Below are 18,771 nucleotides of genomic sequence, written 5' to 3' on the forward strand. Positions count from 1 at the left end.
CAAGCAATAGAAAAGTTCGACAAATTAGGCTCTACTTAATTACCAAGGCAATAGTTTGCTCGTGACTTGACGGAGAACCCTTTTGAACTTTGTACGTTTTATTATTCTATTACTTGCCAGTTTCAGTTTGACCGGATGTACATCACTCGTTTCGAGTTATTTACAATCAGCGGATAGTTTCAGCTATGACTCGATTGGCTCCCCTGAAGAAATTGCGGAGCTCGGCTTTACTAAGCGTGAGCATTGCTCCGCTAACGAAGACCGTTGTACCTATTACTTTATCGGTGAGCCGCTCACAAGTCGGCGTTTGCAATACCAAACTGAAATTTCATCAGCGCGTTCCACAACCGCTGTTGAGCTATCTGTCACACGAGATAATCTGCCCGTTTATGCACCAAGCACGATTGTGTTGATACATGGATTTCGTGCATCCAAAGAGTTCATGGTAAATACCGCGCTCTACTTTCGCTTCCTAGGGTTCAACGTCATCGTTCCCGACTTACTCGGGCATGGTGACTCTGCTGGGGCAAAGACTTTTGGTGTCATCGATAGCTATATAATTAATGAAATCATCGCCAAAGAGCATGTTCCTCAACGCAACCTCTATTTGCTGGGCAACTCAATGGGCGCGGTTGCGGCTACCCGTATTGCGAGCATGCGTGATGATGTTCATGGCCTGATCTTGCAGGCGCCTATGCTCAATTTTGACGAGGCTGTACTGCGCTATTCTAGCTCAAATTATCCATTCCTGGCCGGCCTGATTGGTGAAGATGCGATTCTCAATGGGGCCTCATCAGCGTTGGCCGAGGTCAATTTAACCGCCTCTGATACCAATATTTTACCGATGCTTGCGTCGCTATCGGTACCCACTCTCATTTTGACCTCGTCGGCGGATGAAGTTTCCCCTTACGCTGCCTTTGCCCAGCTCATGAGCGAGCATTTAACTGTTAAAAACCTTCCGAACAGAAACCATCCTAGTATGGCGATTGTTGGCAATGACAGCAGTGAGATTATTTTGAACTGGCTTGAACGATGATGCTTGCACCTATCGAACTACTGCCGGTGAATAGTGTTCAGCTACTCATGTTATTTGTGAGTCTACTGGCAATCGCCATGCTACGGGGACAGCCTCGCTATACCGGTTTGGTTTTGGCATTTTTGGTGCAAGCACTGGCTGTGCTCTTTAATTTTTTAGAAGAACTGCGGTTTGTCCCAGTGTTCGTTACGCCAGCCATGAGTCTTGCCGGTGGCCCAAGTCTTTATCTATTTGTCAGGGTCTTGGTACGACCGGAACAGCCGCTGGTATGGCGTGATGCCGTGCATTTTGTGCCGGCCCTTATTGCCCTCTTTTTCGCAAGCCATATCGGCTGGGTTCTCGCACTCGGCGCATTAAGCCAACTCATTTACCTCAAACTATCACTGGTGCTGTTACTGCGTTATGAGCGTGCCATTAGGGAACGCAGGGCTGACACCGAACGCTTGCAACTGCGCTGGTTAATGGGGTTGCTTTTCACTCTAATGGGCTTAATCGTCATTGAAATCGTGCGTGCCAACCTGCAGCCTTTCCTGCCCTACGAACTGCGTAATCAGTGGTATTTCATCGACCAAGTCATTTTACTGTTATTGCTCGCCGGTTTTCTGGTTGGGATTGTTCGGCAGCCTGAACTTTTCGATGATTTGCGCGAGTTTGAGGAAGCTGAAAAAGTAAGCACCGAAGCTTCGAATGAGCAGGCCGTTAGTCTCTTCACCGAAATTGATGGCTTAGTCAAACGTGAAGAGCTCTTTCTCAAACCGCGCCTAGCGTTGCAAGATATCGCCTCTCTCACGGGTCTCAATGCAAAAGATATCTCGTGGGCAATTAACCACGGCGGACAAACAAGCTTTGCTGATTACATCAACCAATTACGCATTGCGCAAGTGGTTGAGATGGCGCAATCGCAACCGCAAAGGCCACTGCTGGATATCGCGCTAGACGCTGGTTTTAGTTCCAAGTCTTCTTTCAACGCGGTATTCAAAAAACAGACAGGAATGCCGCCCAGTCGCTATTTAAAAAGTCTAGAATCTTGATTCTGGTCGCTAGTAGACAGACCGCGAACTAGGCTACAGGCACAAACAACAGTGCTTGGAGTCTACCCATATGAAAACTAGCAAATTGAAAACCTTTCCGCGGAGTTGTCTGCGCGGCACTGCGATACTCTTACTCTCGCTTTTTACCCTCGCAGCTTTGCTGTGGCTTTATCAAGACCTAGAGAGCGGTGAAACTGAGCTGAATTTCGATAAATCGCAAAGTTTCGTGCTTACCAACGTCAACGTGCTGACGATGAATGACCAGCAAGTGCTTTCGAATCACGCGATCGTGGTGCGCGATGGTGTCATTACGGAACTAGGCCCGATGACGAAACTCAGCGCCGATGACCTATCCGTCATTGATGGCAAACAAGCCTACCTCATGCCGGGGCTTATTGACGCTCACGTGCATGTTTTGGACCGTAGTTACGCCAAGTCAGCGTTAGCTGCTGGGGTAACCACTGTGCGCAATATGGGTGGATTTCCTTATCACCTGAAATGGCGTGACGAATTGGAAAAAGGTGAGTGGTTTGGCAGCCGCATGGTGGTATCGAGTCCTATTTTTAATAGCCTCGAACAAGGTGACCCGCTAGCACATTTCCGCGTCAACGATCCTGAGCGGGCGCGTCAAGCAGTGCGCGATTACATTGCCGAAGGCTACGATTTTATTAAAGTCTATGAAGGCCTACATGCGCAAACGTACAGTGCAATTTTAGCCGAAGCGAACACGCTTGGGGTGATGGTTGCAGGGCACCCTTCGTATGACTTAATGCATAAGAACCTAGACGAACATGGTGCACTGCGTACCTTTGAGCACAGCGAAGAAATCTACGATGGCTTTTTAGCGCAAACCTTTAACGACAAAAAAGCCGGAGCGGCAGCGCAGTTTTTTGTCGACCACAATGTTGCGCTCGTGCCGACCCTAGCCGTTAATCGAGAGCTGACCCGCCTTAGCAACGAAAAGTATGAATACCTGAAGCAGACCGACCAAGCGGGAATCACGCCTTTCGCGCGCTTTATTTATGAGCAAACATCGTTTAAGCGTTGGCTCAATGCATCGCCAGAACTCGCGGCCTACAATCTGGAGGTTGACGCATATCTGCATCACCTAACGCAACGCATGCACGAGCGCGGCGTCACGTTAGTGTTGGGCTCGGATGCCGGTGCGTTAACTGGATTGCCCGGTCCAGCCACAATCGATGAGATAGAACTGATGGTTGCCGCTGGTATTCCAACCCATGTTGCTCTGGCTGCAGCAACAATCAATGCTGCACATAGCGTCGACATGGATCAACAACTTGGCCGCATTGCGGTAGGTTTCCAGGCAGATTTAGTGGTTTTAAAAGAAAACCCAGTAAGCACCGTACAAACCCTACGCGACCCACTCATGGTGATACAACAAGGTCGCGTGTTCGATAGCAACGATCTCAATCAACTGCGAGATGAGGCGCATCAACATTCAAACTGGCTGTTGAGCGTCGCTCGGCATCTGAATTATCTGCTGTTCGGTTAGCCATAAACGAGGTACTAAAACGACGCTCGCTAAATGTCGACTCGAAGTCCTGACTCGATTTGCGTTCAGTTACAAATAAATAGCCGTCCTGTTGTGCGTAATGCTCTATGCTTTGACCGGCAACGTTGGTCCACACTGCAGTGGTGAGCTGTCGAAACTCACGTTTGTCGTTGCGCAGGTTGAGTGTTTCAAAGAGTTCATAGGAAAAGGTAGGAAACCCGTTAGATGGCCCAAGATAATGCAACGCCCGTCTATTTTGACGACGCCACCGGCACCTTAGTCTACGCTGATGAGCGCATTGAATTGCGTCCGAAAACCTATGCGGTAGCAAAGTTCTTAGCCGCACAACCACAACAAGTGTGTGCAAAAGAAGCGATCATGAATGCCGTGTGGGAAAACAGCTTTGTTGAAGATCAGGCCGTCTTCCAATCAATTAATGAGATCCGGCGGAAATTTGCACCCACCGCGGTGGTTCAAACGTATCCACGGCGAGGCTATGCATGGCTACTCCCCACTACCTCACAACCTGCCATTCAATCACAATCGCAAACGCAAACCTCTGCTAAGCAGTCAAAACCGCGCTGGCTGTTTTTCTCTGTTCTTGTGGCTGTATTAATGGGTTCAGTGACGATCGGTTGGTTTTCTTTCAGCAGATACGGCGAGAAGCCTTCGTCGCTGCAGGAAGAGTCACGATTCAAAGCGACCGAACACCAAGCCTTGATGGTATTGCCTACGGATTCTTCGGCGCTCACAAACGAAGACCGCGGGCTTGGCTTTGGCGCCCTGCAAACGGTTGTCCAGCGACTACCGAGCGAGAGCAACCGAACGGTTTTTCAAGCCAGTGATGTTTTGGACATCATGGACCGTAAACCGGCTGCAAAGCCAACAGATTATTTTTCAGTTTCCGGAGCAACACAAATCATCAGTAGTAAACTGAGTGGCGTTCCCGGTGAGTACTCGTTACTTTTTACCGTATGGCATAGAGACGGTACGCAACGCCACGGCGTGCTGCACGGTGGGACTATTGAACAGGTCATCAGCGATTATACCGAAGCGCTGATGCTACAGTTGTTCGGCGAATTGGCGCGCCCCCACCGCGGTGCCTCCTCGCTGTTAACCACGACCTTAACGCATCGAGCCATGACACTGCTCGCGCAGGGCGAAACGCAAGCGGCTCTTCCCTATCTGGAGAGTGCTGTACTTGAGCACCCTGAAGAGCCTATGCAGCGCTTTTTGCTGGCGCGGAGCTACTTGCATTTGGGCCAAATTGAAACAGCATTGCCACATATTGAAGCCGGCCTTGGGGCTCTTGATGCTCTGCCAACTCAAGCACTACGCGGCCGCCTCCTTTATTTGAAAGGTGTCGCGCTTATGGGCAATAACCTACCCGCGGCGAGTCATTTTCTCGGCGCCGCACAAGAAGCAGCCGAGGCCCAACAGGACTGGCTTTATCACGCTTATGCAAAGGCAATGCAAGGTCAGGTACTGATTCAACAACAGCGTTTCAGTGAAGCGGAGCCTCTTTTAGCCGAGTCACTTCGCTATCAACAGCTCTTGAATTGCCCGCTTGGTATTGTACAAGGGCATCTGGATTACTTTGACTTTTACTTCGCGCAAGGAAACACGGCAAAAGCTCAGGCAGAGTTACAACTTGCTGAGCAAATGGTGCTTGAGCGTAACCTTGTCATAGTCAAGCAGCTTATTGCGGATTACAAAAATAAACTATCAAAATCATAGCGTTAAAAATTATAGAGTTCTTATAGAGGAATTCTAAGCCTTTTATTTCATGTCTTGCCATGCTGTTCCGACAACGAACAGAGGATGTAAACATGAAAATAAAATCACTCGCTAAATCACTTATGTATTGTGGTCTTGTCACCGCGCTTACGGCATGTTCTAGCTCGGGCGTCGACCGCTCAGATCTCGATGAAACAATTCAGCGCTATCATGCGGTGGTGTTGGACCAAGAGGCGGTAACTTTAAACTCACGCGTACCTGAAGGCATGGTAACGGGCGCGAGTTATGGTCTATTCGATGAGCTCGATGGTGATTCCGAAGATATGATTTCCGGGGTGCTTGCCGGGGTGCTAGTAGGTGGGGTGGTCAGCGCCCTAGCTGATGGCTCAAATGACGCCATACGCTATCGCCTTTACCACCAAGACAAGGGCGAATTTGCTGTCATTAGTAAGCAACAACTCGATGACGATGTTCAGTGTGTTGAAGTGCAGCAAGCGCAACAGGTCAAACTTTATGCTGTTCATCCGGAGTTTTGCCAACAAGCGCAGGACGAAGCCCCAGTAAAAGTCATTTACGGTGCTCGAGTAAAGCAACCTGGCACTAGCGATTGGCGCACCGCAACGGTCACTGTCAAAAATGAGCACATCGTGGCAGTTACCGAAATCAATGAGGAAATTCCCACCGGAGCACAACTGATAGATGCTCGGGGTACGTGGCTGATTCCGGGCCTCATCGATGGTCACGTGCACTTATCGCAGAGTGGCAGCGCCTTTACCCGACCGGATATTATTGGTGCAACAGAACTACACAGCTATGACCAGGACCAAGCATGGCTGACTGAACAGTTGCCGGATATCTTGCACGACTACCTTCGCCTTGGCATCACGACAATTGCGGATTTAGGCGGCCCAACGCAACGCCTTCAATCCCTTAACCAGCTTGACTGCACATCAGGTTGCCCGACCATCTTGAGTGCCGGTGAGTTGATAAGTGTTGCTCCTGTCGCCGCGCTTGACGGTGACTATGGCCCCACGTTTTTGGCTGCCGCAACGCCAGCAGAGGCAACCGCTGCGATCAAAATGCAACGCGGCTTTGGCGCACAGATTAGTAAGTTTGTGTTTACCAACGAAGCCGGTTTTAGTCCCCGGCAATTAAAGGAACGCTTTGTCGAGGCCATCGCAGAGGCGAAAGCTCACGGTCAGATTATTGCCGTGCACGCACAAGACTTGGACTACGCCAAAGCAGCCATTCGCGCAGGAGCAGATATTCTGGTCCATGGCGTTATGACTGCTGCTATCGACCGCGAGTTTATCGAGTTAGCCCAAGCGCATGATGTCTCCTACATGCCGACGCTGACGGCCTACGAGCATTATCTTTCGATTTTTAAACAAAAACTGACGTTTTCTGAATTCGAACAGCAATTCGCCGACGCCTATGTGCTGAATTCCTTCGCCGAATTACAGGAAAACCTTCCTGCGACGGATCAGATGTTTCAGGTTTTTACCCGCTATGTACCTTTTGTCGACGCCAGTCCAGAGGAACGCGCCGCGTTATCAGCACAAGAGCAAGCTATCGTGCAACAACTCGAAGCACTCTTTTCACAACGCATATTGCAGGTGCAATACAGCAATCTACGTGCCGCCCTTGATGCCGGCTTGCAGGTCGGTTTTGGGACTGATGCGGGCAATCCAGGAACCTTACATGCTGTTGCGGTAGCTGAGGAAATTAGAGCATGGCAGCGCGCAGGCGTCGGTGCCGGGGAGATTCTACAGGCTTTAACCGTTGGCAACGCCAACGCCTTCGACATAACCCAGCAGCAAGGTGTTATCGCACAAGGCAAAGCGGCGACGTTTAACTTGCTGCAACGTGATCCATTACAAGATCCACAAGCCTTGTTAACGCCCACACAAGTTTTCCAGAACGGTAGCCTTGTTTATCACGTGGATGGCAGCTTATGAACAGCAAATGCAGCTTATCAGTTTGGCTTTATAGCCTGGTAGGCATCGGCTTGTGTCTACTCGCAATCAATGCCTTGGCGAAACCAATTGTGATTCGGCACGACGTCAAAGATGCTCACTATTTGGCAACACAGGACGACTTTCCACCCCTCGCGACCCTCTACAAGATCGGCGCGCACGGCACCTTGGTGAAACCACAATGGGTTGTGACCGCAGCGCACACGGTGTTTTGCGTTACGCCAGGGACTGCGATTCGCATCGGTGATCAGCTCGCCGAGGTGAAAGCGCGATACAGCCACCCAGATTATGAACGCGGAGGCGACAACGATATCGCTCTAATTGAGCTAGCAAAGCCTCTGGTAACACCCACCCCTGCCCTCCTCTATGCGGGGAGCAACGAGGCTGGTAAAGACGTTTGGTTTATTGGCTCTGGCGCAACGGGCAACGGTCTGACCGGGCCAACGGTCAATTACAAAGCTAACGACGGCGTGCTGCGCAAAGCACAAAACCGCGTAGAAACCGCCCGAGGCAATGAAATCTCATTCACTTTTGACCGTGACGACAAAGCATTGCCATTAGAAGGTGTTTCGGGCAACGGCGATAGTGGCGGGCCAGCCTTTATGCAACGTGGCAACACCTACTGGCTGCTTGGCATTAGCTCGCGCGCGGACTCTTGGTTCAAAGACGTCGGTGAGTATGGCGTGAACGAAGTCTACACCCGTATTTCTGCTCACTTGCCTTGGCTCGAAGCCATGTTCGCGGCAACTCCTGCGCAACGCTTACAGATGAGTTCAGCTGAGCGCTTTGTTCAGCCTGGGATCGAGGATATCGACAGCGTGTGCGCCCAGATCAACTACACCCCTGTTAAGGAAAACTAATGTTTAAACGTATTGTTTTAACAGTGCTGTTCGTGCTTAGCACTATCGCATCCAGCACGACACTAGCAGCCAGCCAAGATGCGAAGCTTTATGTCGGTGGTAGCTGCTTTAAAGCGTTCCCCACCTACGATGCTTGGATCGACTTGATGCGTGAACGCAATGGTTGGTTCAAAACGTGGGTCATCTCATGGCGCTACGACGAAGAACGCTTTAACGATGCTGTGGCTAGTGTGGATTGCACCGTCGGCATTTACCCAAGTACCGACGGCACTATGGTGCAAACGTTTATTGTCAAACCTAAGCAGGTGACAGAACCGCTACCGATGGTGCTCTACAACCGTGGCGGTAATCAGGGTTTTGGTTCGGTAACCTTAGCGCAGCTATTGGACTTTATCATTCCTTTGTCAAAGCAAGGGTACGTGGTTGCTGCAACACAATACCGTGGCGGTAGTCGCCGCTCTGAAGGTCAAGATGAATTTGGCGGCCGCGACGTGCAAGATGTGCTCGCACTCAGCGAGTTAGTTGCGGCAATGCCTGAAACCGACGGTTCGCAGCGCTTCATGTTAGGCGTGTCGCGAGGCGCGATGAACACCTTTATGGCCCTACGCGATGCACCAGAAGATACTGCTACCAGCTACCGCGCAGTGGCGGTGATTGGTGGCCTTGTTGATTTGGTCGAAATGAAAGACTTTCGCCCAGAAATGGAGCGCGTCTATCGTGCCCTCATTCCCAATTACGCTACGCAACAGGCAGAGCAGCTTTACACCCGCTCCGTGAGCCTTTGGCCGGAAAAACTGCCAGCGCATGTTGGTATTTTACAACTTCATGGTGAAGATGATGAACGCGTCTCAGTGGAATCGGCGCGGACGCTTTCCGAGCGCTTGCACACTCATGTTAGGTCGCATAATCTCAAGGTGTTCAGCGGTGAAGACCACATGATTCGTGGTGAACGTGAAGCTGTAGTTGAAGCGATTGATAAATGGTTCAAGCAGCATCTTAAGACAACTTAGAATATAATTTTGCAGCCATCGCTGCTAAAGGAGCAAATTAATGTATGAACTAAGTGTAATTTTATCTTGGGGTTCTCCAGTCGGAATTGGACTGTTTTTATTCCTCATGGGATGCGGTTTAGGGGTGTTCTTTTGGGGGATTTCGCGCTTGCCGCAAAAGCCATGACTGGGCACTTTTGACGCTCGCTACCCTACGCTTCGTCGTAGGGTAGCTCCACCGCGCGACAACGCTCACGAATACGATCCGTTATCGTTGCGTACATTTGGTCCGGTAACGGCGTTCGAAAACCACTTTCGATCACCTTTAATAACTTGCCCATGAGCTGTTCTAGTTGTTTTTTCACGAGTGCTTGCGGTAAGCCTACGTTCACCCCAAGCTGCACAAAGTCGCTTTGGGTATAAAAGCCAAACTGCTCGTAGGCGTCACTGAAATAACCCTCGTCTCCTTCCTCGGTTGCGAGAACACCAATCGACATAAAGCAAGCGCGATCAAAATTGGGATAGGGTGCGAGGCTGAGTACGTCATAGATGGGCGCTAAACTATCCATCGTTGCGTCTTGTCCAGAAGGTTTTCGCATCAAAGAAAAGTTCTTTAAGTGCAAATCATTGTTCGCAACAAGGTATGAAAAAACGACTTGTAAGAATAGGTTGAGCGTCACCGCTTTGCTGTTTCCGGCGGTCTCGCTTAGCCTTTTTAAAACGGTTTCATAACTTAACGCCTCGCTGTCTTTATGCTTAGGGTGCACCATACATAACGAAGCGCCATCCTCGACAAAGAAACGCGCATCCTTGCTGAGAATATCGAAACGCTTCGTCACATAAGCGAATTCTCCGTCTTCAAAGGGGACAAGGCCACATTCAGCCGTCTTCAGGCCAATCTTATTGGCTAAGCTCATGACAAAAAACTCGTTTTCAGGGCAATGCGGAACACCTTCGGGGGCGGGTTTGACAATGTATTGTCCGCCACGCGTCGTTGGCACCAGTTGTTGACCCTCAAGTTTCATCATCAGCTTTCGCTGCACACCTGATATGGAGTGTCCGTTGGCGTGGTCAACAGCGTAGTCATTGAATGAGCGTGACGTGCCAACAATGGTGACGCCTTTGTCTTTCAATGTGCTTGGCTTCGGTATTGGCAGTTGAACAAATCGCTGCCTTGGTAACGTTTCAACCTCACCCGCGACTACTGATACGGCACCAATGAGTTCTTCGCCATTGGAGCACAACAACCCAAATTCATCGCTTTTATCAAGTCGTGCCCGCTGCGCTTGGTGGGTTCTTAACCAACCCTCTGAGAGCAAATTGGTAAAGAACGGCGGTAACGCATCAAACTCATACTGGGCCTTTGCGAGCGGAAGATGATGCCCAATTGGTGCGCCATCTACTAGGTAGTCTGCTGCATACTCAAACGTATAAGACTCACGAGCAGATAAGTCCTGCGATGCACGATATTCGGTGAGTACGCCCGCCTTCACACCATTGACGAAAACAGTCGCGATACGATTAACGTGCATCGGAGCGGCCTACATACAATGTATAGTTGCCAAATACAGCGATAATTGACTCAATGGTTGAGCACTTTGTTGAGCTTGGTGAATTAAATGCAGCGTAGAGTGTTGTCTTGCTTATCATCGCCAAGTCGCAAAAGGTGTCGATGGTAATATCGTTTTCTTTCACATACTGAGTCACACGATTCTTTAATTCAGACAGCGGAAATAACTCTTTATTTTCAAGCTCGGCTGCCTCGATTCGCTCGAGCTCTTGCAAAAGCCTGCGCGTCTGCTGTTTTAAATCTGTGATGTGACTTTTCATATACTTCACCAACTAAAGTTGTTTTTAATGAACTATGTTATAAATATCGACCATTTAGTTTAATATAGCAAACTTACATTGTATGAAGTACATTAAAGCGTATTTTTATGCGTGAATCTCTATTTTAGTCATTTAAATTGAACTATTACCCGAAAAATTGGCGGCTCAACCACTGTCTCAAGCCGCCATTGCCTGAGCTGACAGATTCGCTTCACTAAATGTAGTCCTTGCCCAAGACCTTGACTAGCAGGCCCTTTTACGCTGGTTTCAGTGACATTTTCTGGCGTTTGATTGCCTACTGGATTGGTCCAATGCAATGCGTGTTCCTTCAGCTCAATATGCAGCATCGGTTCGCTCGCATGCTCTAATGCGTTATTAATCAGGTTGGTCAGTATTAACTGCAGCAAATTCTGGTTGGCATGAATACGATAGCTATCAGGTACATTAATCGTCAGCTCAAAATCTTTGAGACCCGATAATTTTCGGTGGCTCACTATGCAGGCTTCCAGCTCAGCCAACAGGCCTAATGATTCAGTTTGTACCGATTCTTCGCGTGCTAGTGCGAGCAGCACTGTGGTGGTTTCTTCAATACGCGCAACCATTTCCGTGAGTTGCTTGCCCTGCTGCTCACTCAGCCCTTTCTCGTCATCAAGACGCTCAACCAGAAACCTCAAAACGGTGATTGGCGTGCGCAGCTCATGACTAATATCGCGGGTAAAATCGGCTTCACGTTGCAGTGCAGCTTGCAGTTTATCGACGCTGCTTTTTACCACCTCTGCGAGATAACCAATTTCGTTAGGCGGTAAACGCGCGGGCAGCATTATCGGCGTGGCGGTGTCGCTTGACGTTTTAAAGCTGTTGGACAAGCGCGTTAATGGTTGGGTGATGCTGCGCCCTAAATAGAAACTCAGTAACCACGCGGCGCCGAGGACGGTGGCAAAGATCAAGCCGATCCAGGGCACCAAGCGTGGTAAATAATCTCGCGACACTTCAAAGCCAGTCACGTCGGCGGCAAGAATCCATTCGTTGCCGCCTAATTGTAGAGCTTGCACATGCAGCGTCCCACCAGTTTCGGTCGGAAACTCAACGCGTTCAGGTGAGCGTACGTGCAGCTCTTGCACGCTCGCCGGCAACTCTTGCCAACTTGCGTAAACCGTCATAAACGGAAAGCGTGGCTGGGCAACCCGGTCCTCCTCGACATAAACTTGCTCAAGATAAGTCGCTTCGCTATTTACGAGTCGATTAAAGACATTGTCCTCAACCACATAGGCATAGGCGATAAGTAAGCCCACCAAACAGACCGCAAGTATAAGCGCGAAGCTTACGACTGCCGTCTGTAAGGTCCGATTGATGCTCGTGCTTTTGCCAGTCACATTCACTTTGCTATTTACTCTCACTGGTTTGCAACCGAAAGCCCACCCCATGCAAGGTAGCGAGCATCGGCGTGGCGAAGGGTTTATCCAGCGCCTGCCGCAAAGTATAAATATGCGAACGCAACACATCACTATCGGGCATGTCATCGCCCCAAACTTTGCTAATAACTTGCTGCCTACTTATCGCATTTGGATAGGCTCGGACCAACAACAGCAAAATCGCAAAATCCGTGCTGCTCAACTTGAGTAATTGCCCCTCACGTTGCGCCCATTGCTGCCGCTCATTGACTTCGAGTTCGCCTATTTTCACCGATTGCGCTTGGTGCAATTGTTGCCGACGCGCCAGCGCCTGACAGCGCAGGTAGAGCTCCTGCAAATCAAACGGCTTGGTTAAATAGTCATCGGCACCGGCCGCAAAGCCAACAGATTTATCGGAAATACTGTCACGCGCAGTGAGCAACAGTACCGGCGGTATTGGGTCGCAGGTCAGCTTGATACTCTCGCAGACCTGAATGCCGGTCATGTCGGGCAGCATGACATCCAGAATGACCACGTCGTAATTCTGCTCTTGCGCTAACTGCAGGCCGTGCTTTCCCGTCGCGGCAAAGTCGACTTGCACGCCTTGCTCTTCAAGGTAGTCACAAACCTCAGTTGCTATAGCCAAGGTATCTTCGACTAGCAAGACCGTTAATGTGGTCATTGCATCAGCTCCTTTATTTTTGTCAGCGCTGTATCGCTGCCGCTTGCCATGTCGGGCTGTACCATTACATCAGGAACAACAGGCGTAACCTCAGTCGCGCCATTCGGGCGCACCAACAGTCGGGTGGCCACATACGCGCGCAGCTGCGAATGCGGTAAATTAAATAAATTTCCTTGCGCGGTCTGATTCGCATAGCCACCGGTCGGCTCGCCGATAAGTTTACCCATCTGGTTGTCCTGTACTGTGGTCGCAAACACAATGGCTGCTGAATAGGTTACCGGCCCAATCAGTACATAGACATTGCCGGTAAAGCGCCTTGCTTCGCTTTTGGGACTCACTTCATCAGTCCATGGCGTGCGAATCATGTCACCTGCACTCCCTTTATAACCGAACCAGCCGCGATTGTCCTCGTTGAGTCGTTCGGTAACGTGCGACACTAGCTTGAAGGGTGCGTCGGCAAGGTAGCTTGCAAGCTCAGTCGCGGTATCGGTGTTACCACCAGTGTTTTCGCGAATATCGATGATCAGGTGCCGAATGTTTTGCTGCTTGATAGTCGAAAAGTGATCAGCAATGTCATCAGCGAATTGCTCTGGATCGACATCGAATGAACCCACGCGCAAATAGGCCAGATTAGGTTCTCGGATTTGCAATTCTAAATCGGTGTTAGCAACTTGCCCGGTTTGCGACTGCCACTGTTGATCTCTGTTCACGTCAACCGAGTTTACTTGGGTTTCGTGTTGCACCACCAATTCGAAATCACCAATCATGCCGAACACTGCCCATAGAATATAGGGAAAGCGTGCTGCCACAAAAGCTTCTCGAAGGTGTTGCGTTTCACCGCCGACGAAGTGCTGACCTTGCGCTATGATTTGTTCAGCTGACACGCCATTTATCGAGATAATCCGGCTTCCAGCTACAAGTGTTTTAGATTCACTATCTGTATTTAAATTATAGTCTCGAGCCAGATACAAAGAACCGTCTTGCTCCTTTACCGCAAAAGGAAATGGCTGGATTCCGGCGTCGACTGCTGCAGCATATTCTTGATAAGGCCAAATTAAAAAACTGTGGCCATCATTAAACAAATGCGACAGTTGCCCGACATAACGAAAAAACTCGACACGAGTCAGTGGTTGATCGATTTGTTGCTTAAGTTTTAGCATACTCTGCTGTATCGCTTGCTGGTTAGCATAGCTGTCGAAATCAGGATGCCTTGCCTGAACGCCAGCCACGAATGCATCAATATCTTGATGAAGTTGTGAAACCGAGATTTTTCGGTCCATTAAGCTAGAGTCTTCTAGCTCCGGGAAAATCTCCAAATGGGATTGTGCGCAGCCACCAAGCAGAAAAATTGTGAGAAATAGTATCGCTTTAAATGTGTTCATGATCGTCTCCTGTAGCTTGGTGCATAAGCTACACAAACGTATGTGAAGACTTTGTCGAGGCTGAACAAATTTTCTTCACATTCTCACGACAGCTTCCTAACTAAGATGCTCGAGAATCTTAATCAGGAGACTTTCTATGAAAAATGTAATCTTATTTTTAATTGGAATAGCATTGATACTGGGCAGTTGTTGCCTCAGTAGTGCCATGGCACAAACCGCCAGCAAAGAATCTAGTGACAAGCGCGTACTTATGCTGATTTCGAGTAACGGAACTGAACAGACGCCGGAACTCAGTTATGATCTTGAAGAGCTCGCCCAGGCTTATTTGGTGCTGTACGACAATGGTATTCGGATCGATATCATGAGCCCCAAAGGTGGCGCGGTGTTGGTGAAGAATAACAAAGACGACTTAGCATATATTCAGCGATTCAAAGAGCTCGCTTTGAATCAACTCGAGAATACTCTAGCGCCGACAGATGTAGACCTTAGCGATTACCATGCGGTCTTTATTATTGGTGGTTCAGGCGCCATGATTGACCTGCCTGCAGATGCAGCAACGCAAACACTGCTCCGCTCAGCGGTCAATAGCGATATGACAATTGCTGCGGTCTGTCACGGCCCGGCCGCGCTGGTGAATTTGCAAAACAACGACGGTAGTTGGTTTGTCGATGGCAAGCGCATGAATAGCTTCACGAATACCGAGGAACATGCATTTTCAGCAGAGCATATCGAGCATTTCCCGTTCTTGCTTGAAGATAAACTAAAAGAACGCGGAGCTGTCTTCGTCAATAATGCACCGATGCTGCCCTATATTGCGGTAGACGGAAATTTAATCACCGCGCAAAACCCCGGTTCCGTCGCCAAAGCAGCTGAAGCCACAGTGTTAGCTCTTGGCTTGCCACTGCAAGCGCGTCAGCCATTCCATGACGAAGCAACGATGGCGCTTATTTCCGCTGCTCGCGAGACGGGTTCTGCAATGCTCGACCTAGCACTCGCCCGCGATGTTGATAACTACGACATGAACTACTTGGCTCTCTACGGCTTTTATGCTTATCGCCTAGCCGATGAACAGGATAAGCCTCGCGAACTTGTGCTTATGCAAACTATTCGCAAGTACTTCTCTCATCCGGAGTACGACACGCAGCTCATTCTTAACTTGCTTGAGCAAGGTCATCGTGAGCACGCTTTCGAAATCTTCGAAGAGTTTAAAGCTAAGTTTGCAGGGCATTTGAATCTCGAAAAACTTGAAACGCTTTTCTGATTTCGGCCTGCCTAAACTCGATTTTTTATTATCTAAGGTGCTGTTTGGAATAAGGCTATAATCACTCTGGCAACTTATCGAATTTAGGCAGTTCATCTGCATCTGCACCCCAATTGGCGCGACTCGATGTAAAAATATGCGCAGTTGGAGAGATATCAATTTTAGAGTCTAAGCAACCCGCAGGCACGACGAGTAAACCCGGAATTTGAGTATTAGGCACTGCAGAGCCACATAACCTGCAAAAGCTTTTGTTGTGACGGGTTTCGGGGAGCGTGAAAGACGTCACAACATCTTCTCCCGAATTCCATTTTATCTCGGCTGATTTGGAGAACAAATTGGCTGCGTAACTCGAACCGGTATCCTTTTGGCAGTGCTTGCAATGACATAGATAGAAGCTGTCAAAGTCTCCTTCTACTTCAAAAGTAATTGCTCCACACAAACATGAACCGAAATGACTCCTCATGAAAGTACCTCACATCAATTTATTGGATTAACGTACCAAAAATAGTTTGCTTGGCTCTATTGCACTGGTTATTGCGTCTGGCTATCAGCACTCGCACCCAACTGGTTAAGCAACTGAATCATCGAGTCGCTTTCGAGCATTTTGGCGACACTTAACGCACTGTCGCCAAAGTCGGTCTTGGCCTGTGGGTTGAGTCCTTGTGCCACCAAAAATTGTACTGCTGCGGCATGCTGTTTCGACACTGCCATAATAAAGAGCTGCGCTTGTTCGCTTTCGGTTAGTTCGCCCTGTGCGCTGAATAACGGCCAAAGCTCGGTAACCTCATCTACCATGCCCCAAAGCATGCCCTTAGCAATCCTGTCAAACAGCGGCACGGTGGTATCCTGTAAATCAGGTTCAAACGCATGCAACTGCCAATTTAGCTCAGTATCGGCCTCACCCAATACTACCTCCTCCTTTAGTAGCTTGAAGGGAAACTGCCGCAACGATTGATTCGGCAAGTCTGAGACAGGCGCAAGTAAGCGGCCCAATCTATCCCAACGAGCACCAACGCAAGGGTCGGCAAAGCCTTCATCACTTATTTGCAGTACACAGCCAAAATAAGGAGATACTAACTCAGTTAACTGTACCACCGCAGTTTGAGCGACAGATTCTGCTGCCAACAGAGTGTACCAACGCTGCCCGTGTGCTAAGGCAATAGACGGCAGTCGAGAGTCTTGTAAGTTATCTGCGAGACCTTGATAACTTTGTTGATTAGGTAGCCAATCATTATCCACCACAGGCCGGGCTTTAAGAGTATTAAACTCCGCGACGCTGTATTGACACAGCAGCAGCGGTAACGGCCATTTCGACGCGTTAGAGCTAGTAAACGAGACCTGTGTGCAAGTGCCCGCCGCCGGCAACGGCGCAGTTTGGGCAGCAACGTCTGGTTCTGCCGCGCTTAGGCCCGCGCTGAAAAGTAGTGGCACTATGCCAAGTGTTTTACCGGAAATCATGCCTCTCCCCAAACAAGAACCGATGAGCATTGGTCAGCATAACATTACGATATAAGTAATATTTTGATGACCTGATTACTTGATTAAATTTATTTACTAGCCTACATTTTATTACTTATCTAGTAATAATGTGTATACCTTAATGCTTAAAAAAGAAAGGCTACTGGCCGTTTTCGCAAATACTGTAAGAGCTGGCGGTGGTATCCATACATCACATGAGCTAGCGTTTATGATGGGAGAGTCATTGTCGCCCACATTCACGAAGTTCCTTAGTGACTGCGTGCGGAAAGGGCTGGTTCGCCGTGTTGCTAAAGGGGTGTTCGAAAGCACCCTAACACCACCCGAGCCAACAACCGCAATTTATAAAGTCGTTCAGAAACTTCGCGGTGGCACACTCAACTATGTCAGCTTGGAGAGTCAGCTTAGTCACACTGGTGAAATTTCACAGGTGATTATGGGGCGGTTGACTGTAATGACGAAGGGACGCAGCGGTGAGTTCTCAACGCCTTACGGAGTCATTGAGTTTACTCATACCAAGAAGCCAGTCGACCAAATTATGCCGAATCTTTATTTTGACGATGAGATTGGTATGTTTCGGGCGACCTCGTCACAAGCGCTAGCTGACTTAAAGGCATGCAACAGAAATACCTCAATGGTGGAAAATTAAATGCTCAATCACTATCTTCGGCAAATCGTTGCGGCAAACCCCGATTTTGCGGCTATTACACCAGTCATTGAGAAGGAAATTCTGCACCACGACATCATGGCCGTAATGATTCAGCAAGGCGTTATGTCGTCACTAACCTTTATCGGAGGCACAGCGTTACGCATGTGCTACAACAGTTCAAGGCTGTCTGAGGATCTCGATTTTAACGCTGGTCATGACTTCAAACCAAGTGCCTTTGAAGGCCTAGAGAACGAAATCAAAAACTATATTGAGTCAAAATACGAAACGAATGTTTGGGTGAATAGGCCAACCAGTGAGAAGCAAGGTGATACATCGTCATGGACCATTAGTATCGAAAAAGAAGCAAACCGACCTGATTTACCGCGGCAAAAAATGCATATCGATGTCTGTGCTATTCCTTCATTTGATATTGAAAATCGACCGCTGATTAATCATTACAACATTGCCGTGCCCACCGAAGGTCTTTTGGTACCGGTTCAATCTCTAGCCGAGATTATGGCGGACAAGTTTATTGCTCTCGCATACCGTTCAAGACGCATTAAGCCACGAGATATTTGGGATATTATTTGGCTCAGTCAGCGTAACGTTGACGTTTCACTGAAGCTGACCAAATCTAAGCTTGATGCTCGTGGTAAAACGTTTAACGACTTTAGCGATGCCCTGATATCTCAAATTACTAAAATTCAAAGTGAGATTGAAGTTCGTGACGATTTTCATCAAGAAATGAGTCGATTTATTCCAGCAACTATTAAAACGCGAACTTTGGATAATCCTGATTATTGGCCATACGTTCAAACAGAAACTAGAAAACTAGCCAACCGATTGTTAGCCGGTGACAAAATACATAAATTTGATATGGGAAATTCCTAGCCTCACGACTGCTGCCCTTCGGAGGCAGAGGTCACAGGTTCGACTCCTGTCGTGTGCGCCATGTAGA

The 18,771-nt window shown here is 48.9% G+C and carries 17 protein-coding genes; 10 read left to right on the forward strand and 7 right to left on the reverse strand.

Going from position 1 to position 18,771, the window contains the following annotated elements; translation table 11 throughout:
• Positions 1–82 precede the first annotated feature (82 nt).
• The 7 genes from ACN0S4_RS08200 (at position 83) to ACN0S4_RS08230 (ending at position 9,163) form a co-directional block, all read left to right on the forward strand.
• Positions 83–1,036 carry an alpha/beta hydrolase gene (locus ACN0S4_RS08200; RefSeq protein WP_417657199.1) on the forward strand — a complete coding sequence of 318 codons (954 nt, stop codon included), beginning with the start codon at positions 83–85 and terminating at the stop codon, positions 1,034–1,036.
• The gene (locus tag ACN0S4_RS08205; RefSeq protein ID WP_417657200.1) at positions 1,033–2,067 is read left to right on the forward strand and encodes a helix-turn-helix domain-containing protein; all 1,035 of its coding nucleotides are present in this window, start codon (positions 1,033–1,035) and stop codon (positions 2,065–2,067) included. Before ACN0S4_RS08200 ends, ACN0S4_RS08205 begins: the two co-directional genes overlap by 4 nt.
• Positions 2,068–2,137: 70 nt before the next feature.
• A complete protein-coding gene (locus ACN0S4_RS08210; protein WP_417657201.1) occupies positions 2,138–3,580 on the forward strand; it encodes an amidohydrolase family protein in 1,443 nt (480 codons plus the stop codon).
• Positions 3,581–3,805: 225 nt separating this feature from the next.
• Complete coding sequence (locus ACN0S4_RS08215) at positions 3,806–5,317, forward strand: winged helix-turn-helix domain-containing protein (RefSeq protein WP_417657202.1); 1,512 nt, start codon at positions 3,806–3,808, stop codon at positions 5,315–5,317.
• A 92-nt stretch (positions 5,318–5,409) separates the two neighbouring features.
• Complete coding sequence (locus ACN0S4_RS08220) at positions 5,410–7,275, forward strand: amidohydrolase family protein (RefSeq protein ID WP_417657203.1); 1,866 nt, start codon at positions 5,410–5,412, stop codon at positions 7,273–7,275.
• Entirely contained in the window at positions 7,272–8,153 is an 882-nt protein-coding gene (locus tag ACN0S4_RS08225) for a S1 family peptidase (protein WP_417657204.1), read from the forward strand. The genes ACN0S4_RS08220 and ACN0S4_RS08225 overlap by 4 nt, the downstream gene beginning before the upstream one ends.
• Positions 8,153–9,163, forward strand: coding sequence for an alpha/beta hydrolase family protein (locus tag ACN0S4_RS08230; protein WP_417657205.1), 1,011 nt, complete (start codon positions 8,153–8,155; stop codon positions 9,161–9,163). Before ACN0S4_RS08225 ends, ACN0S4_RS08230 begins: the two co-directional genes overlap by 1 nt.
• 191 nt (positions 9,164–9,354) lie before the next feature.
• Here the strand turns inward: ACN0S4_RS08230 and ACN0S4_RS08235 are convergent, their stop codons facing one another.
• From ACN0S4_RS08235 to ACN0S4_RS08255, 5 genes are all read right to left on the reverse strand, one after another.
• Complete coding sequence (locus ACN0S4_RS08235) at positions 9,355–10,674, reverse strand: type II toxin-antitoxin system HipA family toxin (protein WP_417657206.1); 1,320 nt, start codon at positions 10,672–10,674, stop codon at positions 9,355–9,357.
• Positions 10,664–10,972, reverse strand: coding sequence for a hypothetical protein (locus ACN0S4_RS08240; RefSeq protein ID WP_417657207.1), 309 nt, complete (start codon positions 10,970–10,972; stop codon positions 10,664–10,666). Before ACN0S4_RS08240 ends, ACN0S4_RS08235 begins: the two co-directional genes overlap by 11 nt.
• Positions 10,973–11,100: 128 nt before the next feature.
• On the reverse strand, positions 11,101–12,345 hold the full coding sequence (locus ACN0S4_RS08245; protein ID WP_417657208.1) for a sensor histidine kinase: 1,245 nt from the start codon (positions 12,343–12,345) through the stop codon (positions 11,101–11,103).
• Between the two features lie 10 nt (positions 12,346–12,355).
• The gene (locus tag ACN0S4_RS08250) at positions 12,356–13,045 is read right to left on the reverse strand and encodes a response regulator transcription factor (RefSeq protein WP_417657209.1); all 690 of its coding nucleotides are present in this window, start codon (positions 13,043–13,045) and stop codon (positions 12,356–12,358) included.
• Positions 13,042–14,427, reverse strand: coding sequence for a S41 family peptidase (locus ACN0S4_RS08255; protein ID WP_417657210.1), 1,386 nt, complete (start codon positions 14,425–14,427; stop codon positions 13,042–13,044). Before ACN0S4_RS08255 ends, ACN0S4_RS08250 begins: the two co-directional genes overlap by 4 nt.
• 136 nt (positions 14,428–14,563) lie before the next feature.
• Between ACN0S4_RS08255 and ACN0S4_RS08260 the strand changes: the two genes are divergently transcribed.
• Positions 14,564–15,688 (forward strand): type 1 glutamine amidotransferase domain-containing protein, encoded by a 1,125-nt coding sequence (locus ACN0S4_RS08260; protein ID WP_417657211.1) that lies wholly within the window; start codon positions 14,564–14,566, stop codon positions 15,686–15,688.
• A gap of 61 nt (positions 15,689–15,749) precedes the next feature.
• Here the strand turns inward: ACN0S4_RS08260 and ACN0S4_RS08265 are convergent, their stop codons facing one another.
• Positions 15,750–16,151: a GFA family protein gene (locus ACN0S4_RS08265; RefSeq protein WP_417657212.1), complete on the reverse strand. Its 402-nt coding sequence runs from the start codon at positions 16,149–16,151 to the stop codon at positions 15,750–15,752.
• 68 nt (positions 16,152–16,219) lie between these two features.
• Entirely contained in the window at positions 16,220–17,146 is a 927-nt protein-coding gene (locus ACN0S4_RS08270) for a hypothetical protein (RefSeq protein WP_417657213.1), read from the reverse strand.
• Between the two features lie 142 nt (positions 17,147–17,288).
• On the opposite strand from ACN0S4_RS08270, the gene abiEi reads away from it, so the two are divergent.
• Both abiEi and ACN0S4_RS08280 read left to right on the forward strand, forming a co-directional pair.
• A complete protein-coding gene (gene abiEi, locus ACN0S4_RS08275) occupies positions 17,289–17,813 on the forward strand; it encodes a type IV toxin-antitoxin system AbiEi family antitoxin (RefSeq protein WP_417657214.1) in 525 nt (174 codons plus the stop codon).
• Positions 17,814–18,704: a nucleotidyl transferase AbiEii/AbiGii toxin family protein gene (locus tag ACN0S4_RS08280; protein ID WP_417657215.1), complete on the forward strand. Its 891-nt coding sequence runs from the start codon at positions 17,814–17,816 to the stop codon at positions 18,702–18,704. It begins immediately after the preceding gene.
• Positions 18,705–18,771: the final 67 nt, after the last annotated feature.

It is taken from the genome of Pseudidiomarina aestuarii, from assembly GCF_048263735.1.
GTDB lineage: Bacteria > Pseudomonadota > Gammaproteobacteria > Enterobacterales > Alteromonadaceae > Pseudidiomarina > Pseudidiomarina aestuarii_B.

Bases quoted from the DNA above. Each gene is read 5' to 3' on its own strand.
- ACN0S4_RS08280 (WP_417657215.1), top strand. From the start codon at position 17,814: ATGCTCAATCACTATCTTCGGCAAATCGTTGCGGCAAACCCCGATTTT.
- ACN0S4_RS08265 (WP_417657212.1), bottom strand. From the start codon at position 16,151: ATGAGGAGTCATTTCGGTTCATGTTTGTGTGGAGCAATTACTTTTGAA.
- ACN0S4_RS08255 (WP_417657210.1), bottom strand. From the start codon at position 14,427: ATGAACACATTTAAAGCGATACTATTTCTCACAATTTTTCTGCTTGGT.
- abiEi (WP_417657214.1), top strand. From the start codon at position 17,289: ATGCTTAAAAAAGAAAGGCTACTGGCCGTTTTCGCAAATACTGTAAGA.
- ACN0S4_RS08220 (WP_417657203.1), top strand. From the start codon at position 5,410: ATGAAAATAAAATCACTCGCTAAATCACTTATGTATTGTGGTCTTGTC.
- ACN0S4_RS08270 (WP_417657213.1), bottom strand. From the start codon at position 17,146: ATGATTTCCGGTAAAACACTTGGCATAGTGCCACTACTTTTCAGCGCG.
- ACN0S4_RS08260 (WP_417657211.1), top strand. From the start codon at position 14,564: ATGAAAAATGTAATCTTATTTTTAATTGGAATAGCATTGATACTGGGC.
- ACN0S4_RS08225 (WP_417657204.1), top strand. From the start codon at position 7,272: ATGAACAGCAAATGCAGCTTATCAGTTTGGCTTTATAGCCTGGTAGGC.
- ACN0S4_RS08240 (WP_417657207.1), bottom strand. From the start codon at position 10,972: ATGAAAAGTCACATCACAGATTTAAAACAGCAGACGCGCAGGCTTTTG.
- ACN0S4_RS08205 (WP_417657200.1), top strand. From the start codon at position 1,033: ATGATGCTTGCACCTATCGAACTACTGCCGGTGAATAGTGTTCAGCTA.
- ACN0S4_RS08230 (WP_417657205.1), top strand. From the start codon at position 8,153: ATGTTTAAACGTATTGTTTTAACAGTGCTGTTCGTGCTTAGCACTATC.
- ACN0S4_RS08250 (WP_417657209.1), bottom strand. From the start codon at position 13,045: ATGACCACATTAACGGTCTTGCTAGTCGAAGATACCTTGGCTATAGCA.
- ACN0S4_RS08235 (WP_417657206.1), bottom strand. From the start codon at position 10,674: ATGCACGTTAATCGTATCGCGACTGTTTTCGTCAATGGTGTGAAGGCG.
- ACN0S4_RS08215 (WP_417657202.1), top strand. From the start codon at position 3,806: ATGGCCCAAGATAATGCAACGCCCGTCTATTTTGACGACGCCACCGGC.
- ACN0S4_RS08210 (WP_417657201.1), top strand. From the start codon at position 2,138: ATGAAAACTAGCAAATTGAAAACCTTTCCGCGGAGTTGTCTGCGCGGC.